A 5,379-nucleotide genomic window follows, 5' to 3' on the forward strand; every position below is an offset into this window, starting at 1 on the left:
GCTCTCTTCTCATAAAAAGACCACCTACTTTCTTAATTTTAACAATACTTCTCTTTAAAGAAGTTGTCCAATTAAGTGTAGACGGTCCAAAAGTCCGTAAGAGGGTGTGTAAGGGACATAATTCTGAGAAAAGTCCGTAAGAGGGTGTGTAAGGGACATAATTCTGAGAAAAGTCCGTAAGGGGTAGTGTAAGGGACATAATTCTGAGAAATGTCTGTAAGAGGTGTTGTTAGGGACATAATTCCGAGAAATGTCCGTAAGAAGCAGTATCTAAGGAGCACAATTCGGAATTCTGCCAGTAAGAACAGTCTAAGGAGCACAATTCAGAATTCTGCTAGTTAGCACAATCTAAGGAGCACAATTCAGAATTCTGCCAGTAAGAACAATCTAAGGAGCACAATTCGTAATTCTGCCAGTAAGAACATTCTAAGGAGCACAATTCGGAATTCTGCCAGTAAGCACAATCTAAGCTCACTCTAATCAGCATTATTAGAAAAAGCAGTAGAAATTCAATGTTTACAATGAATTTCTACTGCTTATTAAATATTAAAAGACATTATACAATGAGGTAGTTAATTAATTTATTCTGATATGTCTTTGTTAAGAGTTGTTTGTATGAATTTTTCTATAGAATCTCTTAATTCTAAAGAATTCTCAGAGCCTACTTCTAATCCTTGAAATACTTTTACGATTTCTTCTGAGATTTCAGATTGTGTTTCAATGCCTTGTTCAGTTAGTGAAACGCGTAAATTTCTTTCATCATTAATCGCTCTTTCACGGTTAATGAATCCTTTTTCTTCTAGTTTTTTTAATAATGGTGTTAATGTTCCAGAATCTAAATATAGTCTGTCGCCTAAAGTTTTAATATTGATGACTTCGTTTTTATCTATAGCTACAAGAACGATATAACCTGTATAAGTTAAGTTATATTTATTCAATATCGGTGTATATTTTTTAATAAGCTCTTTTGACGCAACATATAATAAGAAACCAAGTTGTTTGTTGATTGGTGGTGTTTCCATTTTATTTTCCTCCTTACGTCAAAATTAAGCCTATTATGAAATTAATGTAAAGTCAAGTTGTATCGTAAATGTTCATAAAATAGAAAAATTTAGCATATTAAATGTAGTTTTTGAAAAATATTTTGAAATCCCAAATTTTTTTATTTTTATTACTTTTAAAGTTAAAATGTAATGTTATATTTGATATTCTTATATAGATGTAACTAAGAAACGAGGTGTGTATAGTATGAATCAAAAAAAGCATTCAAAAGAATTAGTTCAAGAAATAGTGATGAATGCGGGTCTAGTTCTTTTAGAAGCGGGTTCAGAGGCATTTCGTGTTGAGGATACGATGTTTAGAATGGCTAAACGTCTAGGATATCCTAATAATCAATGTTATGTAAGTTCAACTTTTATAAATTTTGCTTTAGATATAGATGATAATATAAGAGTTTATAGAGTGAAAAAGAGAGATACTAATTTAGGCAATATTCATCGTGTAAATAATGTATCGAGAATGTTAGAAAAAGAACAAATATCGGCAGAAGAGGCTTTAAAGAGAATACTTACTATACATAATTCACCATATCCATATTCTTTACCATTTAAAATGGTTGCTGCAGGGCTTATATCAGTATTTTTCCTATATTTATTTAGTGGAATTAAAGAAGATATCATCGCAACTTTCATTGCCGGCGCAATAGGGTATTGTATCGTAGAGTTATTACATTCATGGACGAATGTGAAGTTTATAGCAGAAATAGTTGCTGCTAGTGTAATTGCTTTAATAGCTATATGGAATCAAATCATAACTGGTGGGAATACAGTAAATATTTCAATAATATCTGCAGTCATGCCTATTGTACCAGGGGTATTAATAACAAATGCGATACAAGATTTATTTCTTGGACAATTGTTAGTTGGTATTTCTAAAGGTTTAGAAGCAACATTTACTTCAATAGCGATAGGAGTAGGTGTAGGCGTTGTATTATTAATTTTCTCTTGAGAGGTGAGTTATGATAATAACAATAATATTAAATATTGTATTTAGTTTTGGAGCATCTTTATTATTTGGCGTATTATTTAATTCACCTAAATACTTGTTAGTACCTGCAGGAATAGTTGGTGCAATAGGATGGATGGCATTTCAATCAAGTCTATTATTTAATGATTCAGATGTACAATCTTCATTTATAGGTGGTTTCTTTATTGGAATCATGAGTCACTTTATGAGTAAGCGATTCTTTTCGCCAATTATTTTGTTTATCATTCCTGGAATTATTCCACTTGTACCAGGAGGAACCGCTTATGAAGCAATTAAAAATTTAGTGCTCAATGACTATCATGAAGCTTTGATAACAATGATTAAAGTAGCTTTAATATCAAGTTCTATTGCACTTGGGTTGCTCATAGCAGATTTATTATCAAAAGTTTATTTTAAATATAAGAAACAAATGAAAATGAAAATGAAATTGAAATGATGAATAAAAAGGAGTGGAACAGAAATCTATTTTTTAAAACTAGATTTCTGTTCCACTCCTTTTTAAAATTTTTACTCATAAATGTACTTAATAACATCTAATGCTTGATCGACTGTTTCTACAGTGACATTAGCTTTGTTGGATAGTTCTTTTAATGGATGGATTAAGTCTGTTGGACGTACAAGAATCAATGGTTTGTTGAGTGCAACTGCAGTTGATGCATCCATAGCTGTATTCCATTGTTTATATTTTTCTCCAAATAAAGCAATTACGATATCTGCTTTGTTCATCAATACTTGTGTACGCAAATTATTGATGTCTGATGCTGCGTTATCTTTATAATAATTGTTTGGTTGTTCTCCTAATATGGCTTCACCTACATTATCAGAACGATCATGATTTGTTTGTGGCCCAACAAAAGTTAATGGTAAATTACTTTCTTGTGCTTTTTGGGTGATTTCTTCTCTCCAATTATCATGTATTTGTCCTGCTAGATAGACTGTTAATTTTGTCATAAAATATTTCATCCCCTATAAATTCTTGATAATTAACTCATGAAACTTTGAATAGCATCTATTAAACTATAAATACCTAAGAACGAAACGACTAAAACAACGAATATTCCAATGATATTAAGCACGATGCCATTTGCAAATTTGCCCATCATATTTTTCTTGTTCAAGATAATAAAAATTAATACTGCAATAAGCGGTAATATAATACCATTTAATGCTTGAGCAATTAATAATACTTCTAATGGTTCAAATCCAAGAGAAGAAGTAATTATGCCGATAAATATCACGATAGCAAAGACTAGTCGATATTTTTTACTCTTTAGGCCACCTTTCCAGCGAAGACAACTACTTATAGTAGCTGCAGCACCCATAGGAGAGGCAATGGCAGATGATAAACCTGCAGAGAATAAACCGATACTCATAAATAATGGAGCAAAATCACCAAGTATTGGTTTAAGCGGTTCAGATAATTCAACTAAACTCTTAACTTCTCTGCCTTCTATTAATGTACCTGCAGTTATTAGAATGGCAGCTGAAATCAGACCGCCTAGCCCAATAGCTAGAATTGTATCTGTTCTAACGATTTTTAAATCTTTAACACCATTAAAACGTTCGTGAATAGACGTCGCATGTATGAAAAAGTTATACGGAACGACTGTTGTACCAATTAACGCAATCACTGTTAGAAGTGATCCATTAGGTATGCTTGGTACGAATGCCCCTTTAAGAACAGCACCAAAATCTGGTTGAATAACAATTACAGTTGTTATAAAAATAACACCCATAATAAGAACGAGCACGGTCATGACTTTTTCTATTAAATCATAACTTCCTTTTAATCCTATTAATAAGATGATAATACCGATTACTGGTGCGATGATATGTTCAGGTATATCAAGTAAGTAGGCAGCACCTAAAGAAGTACCTAGTAAATCACCAGATATATAAGCGGCACAACCTACTGCGACAGCAACCATACTAAACCAAACAGTGATGATTTTTAGGAGGTGATGATTAAAAATATCACGTATGGCTTCACCTAAACCTTCATTTGTAACGAGTGCTAATCGAGCAACCATCTCTTGTAATGCAATTGTAGCAATAATTGAGAATAACACTGCCCAAAGTAGACTATAACCAAACCCGGCTCCACCTTGAGTCATAGTCGTAACTGTCCCTGGTCCCACAAATGAAGCGGTTATAATCATGCCAGGACCAAATATGCTGAACTTACTTCTTTCTCTCTGTTCTGCCATATGAATCCATCCCTTCGTATGTCAGGCATTAAATTTTATTTAAGTATTTAATGTGTCCGGCTAATACATAAAGCACAGCTGTTGATACAAAGTGAGATGAATTTTGGTTAGCATCTTGCATAGGATAGACTTCAACAAAGTCCATACCTACAAGGCCTAATTTACCAAATTCGTATATCATAGTAAGTAATTCGTAACTTGTCAGTCCGTTACCATCAACTGGACCACCTGGATTAAATGCGAAATCTAATACATCACTGCAAATTGTTAAGTAAACAACATCTACATCTTTACTAGCTTGTGCATAGATATCTCTTGCAAATTTTCTTAAATCTGACGTTTCTTTGATTTCGTTAATCGTGATCGTGACAGCACCATTTTCTTTAGCGAATTTACCAGTTTCAGGCTGATTTCGAGGTCCGTGTATACCAGTATGAATTAAACTTTCATTACGAATGCCTTCAGTTTCATACAACCTCATAAATGGTGTGTTTCGTGCAAATCGTTCGTTTTCATAGTGTGGCATATTATCGTAATGTGCGTCTAAGTGAATAATACCTACTTTTTTTCCGTTATTTGTTAAACCTTTTAAAATTGGATATGTAATACCATGGTCTCCGCCTAATCCAACTAAAAATTTATTAGATCGCCATAAATCTTCTGCAAATGTCTCAATATTATTTACTGTTTGTTCAACATCATGAGGTACAGTTGAAACATCTCCAACGTCACCGATTGATAAATGTTGATTAACATCTATATGATCTAATTCAGGGAGATAGCCACTATATCTAGCAGATGATAATCTGATTTGTTTAGGGCCTAATTCACACCCCGTATAGTCTCCCCATGTGCATGGGCCTTCGAAAGGTACACCATATACGAGAACATCTGTCGAATAATCTTTTTCTTTAGTTAAATTTTTACCACCTAAAAAGCAAGGGGTATTACCATAAATTCGTTCAGTCATTGTAAAAGGACTCCTTTCAACTAGTTAATGACCATTATATAAAAGTAAACAAACGTTTTCAAATTTTTCTGAATATTATCTTTGAAATAGGGAATAATAATTTTAATAAATTTAGTATTATTTATTTAATTGAGTTAGGAGGGATTTATATTAATG

At 32.6% G+C, this 5,379-nt stretch carries 6 protein-coding genes; 2 read left to right on the plus strand and 4 right to left on the minus strand.

Annotation, left to right across the window (positions count from 1 at the left end):
- Positions 1 to 581 precede the first annotated feature (581 nt).
- The gene (locus tag CD129_RS08585; protein ID WP_115337745.1) at positions 582 to 1,022 is read right to left on the minus strand and encodes a MarR family winged helix-turn-helix transcriptional regulator; all 441 of its coding nucleotides are present in this window, start codon (positions 1,020 to 1,022) and stop codon (positions 582 to 584) included.
- Between the two features lie 226 nt (positions 1,023 to 1,248).
- Between CD129_RS08585 and CD129_RS08590 the strand changes: the two genes are divergently transcribed.
- Together CD129_RS08590 and CD129_RS08595 are read left to right on the plus strand one after the other, a co-directional pair.
- Positions 1,249 to 2,007 carry a threonine/serine exporter family protein gene (locus CD129_RS08590; RefSeq protein WP_078357280.1) on the plus strand — a complete coding sequence of 253 codons (759 nt, stop codon included), beginning with the start codon at positions 1,249 to 1,251 and terminating at the stop codon, positions 2,005 to 2,007.
- 10 nt (positions 2,008 to 2,017) lie between these two features.
- The gene (locus tag CD129_RS08595) at positions 2,018 to 2,482 is read left to right on the plus strand and encodes a threonine/serine exporter family protein (RefSeq protein ID WP_078357281.1); all 465 of its coding nucleotides are present in this window, start codon (positions 2,018 to 2,020) and stop codon (positions 2,480 to 2,482) included.
- A gap of 71 nt (positions 2,483 to 2,553) precedes the next feature.
- Here CD129_RS08595 and CD129_RS08600 read toward each other — a convergent pair whose 3' ends face one another.
- The 3 genes from CD129_RS08600 to CD129_RS08610 are packed head-to-tail and all read right to left on the minus strand — an operon-like array spanning position 2,554 to position 5,223.
- Entirely contained in the window at positions 2,554 to 2,997 is a 444-nt protein-coding gene (locus CD129_RS08600; protein ID WP_078357282.1) for a YtoQ family protein, read from the minus strand.
- A gap of 32 nt (positions 2,998 to 3,029) precedes the next feature.
- On the minus strand, positions 3,030 to 4,253 hold the full coding sequence (locus CD129_RS08605) for an Nramp family divalent metal transporter (protein ID WP_078357283.1): 1,224 nt from the start codon (positions 4,251 to 4,253) through the stop codon (positions 3,030 to 3,032).
- 28 nt (positions 4,254 to 4,281) lie between these two features.
- Positions 4,282 to 5,223 (minus strand): agmatinase family protein, encoded by a 942-nt coding sequence (locus CD129_RS08610; RefSeq protein WP_115337744.1) that lies wholly within the window; start codon positions 5,221 to 5,223, stop codon positions 4,282 to 4,284.
- Between the last annotated feature and the right edge of the window lie 156 nt (positions 5,224 to 5,379).

The sequence above is a fragment of the Mammaliicoccus fleurettii genome (assembly GCF_003970575.1).
Taxonomy (GTDB): domain Bacteria; phylum Bacillota; class Bacilli; order Staphylococcales; family Staphylococcaceae; genus Mammaliicoccus; species Mammaliicoccus fleurettii.